This window comes from Moraxella sp. I5G (assembly GCF_055193055.1).
In genome coordinates, this window is the sequence record NZ_JBUXLH010000043.1 from 1 (window position 1) to 931 (window position 931).

Consider the following 931-nt stretch of genomic DNA (forward strand, 5'->3'; position numbering starts at 1 on the left):
CCCATCACTATTGACAATGGTAATGTGTGTGGTGTCAGGGTCTATGCTATTGATGGTTTGTAAGACTTGACGGTAATTGGTTTTACCTGTGATTTCATTTTTGGCGAATACCCAATCTGCGATTTGAATTTGAGAGATGGGTTTGTAGCCAAATAGGGTTTTGACTTGCATGTCTCCGTGGAAGGAACATTCTATTGCTCTTACACTAGGGGGGTTATAATTTGTAATTTTTTTATCAGGGATATCAACTTTATTAATCGTCTTGATGGCCTGATTTGCAACCTTGCCAATCCCAGCTGTTGTAGCAGAGATTGCCAAATCGGCTACCAGCTCACCTGAAGCTTCACCAACTGCCTGACCAATTTTGTCAGCATCCCCTTGCAGGGCTAAAATTTGCCCATAGGCAATATCTGTTTTTAAATCATACACAACCTCTTGATTAACAGAGTCTCTGTATTGGCTGTTAGTTGTATATTTCATTAGATCTGAACTAAATTTGTGAGCTCGCTCTTTAATTGCGCTAATGTCAGTATTGGGCAGATTAGTGATGGCATCAGCCAAACCTTTGATGTTTGAAACTCCACCTTCAACAAAAGATTCGCCAAATGCAGACAGGCCATCACTTGTTTCTTGTAATTTTTCAAAGGCACTCATGTCTTGAACCAATGAGGGATACCAATCTTTTATTTCACCAAAGCTTTTTGCGGCGAATATACGTCCATCATTAAAATCAGCATCAGTGGCTTGAAAAGCTCTTCTTTCTTGTTTAAGGTATCGATTGGTCTTATCTGCTTCGAAATCTCTAGAATGAGCAGTACGAGAAATAGTAACATGTGTTGTAGGGAGTTCAACATGTGGTCCTTCCAAACTATGCTCATCATAATTTGACAATGCATTGATTAAGTATTCATCAATTGAGCGGCCATTTAAT

1 protein-coding gene is annotated in these 931 nt (G+C 39.3%); it reads right to left on the reverse strand.

All coding sequences use genetic code 11. The annotated features are described in order from the left end of the window. Positions 1-931: hypothetical protein (locus ACZBKJ_RS09870; RefSeq protein ID WP_463200922.1), on the reverse strand; the 931-nt coding region annotated here is incomplete at both ends.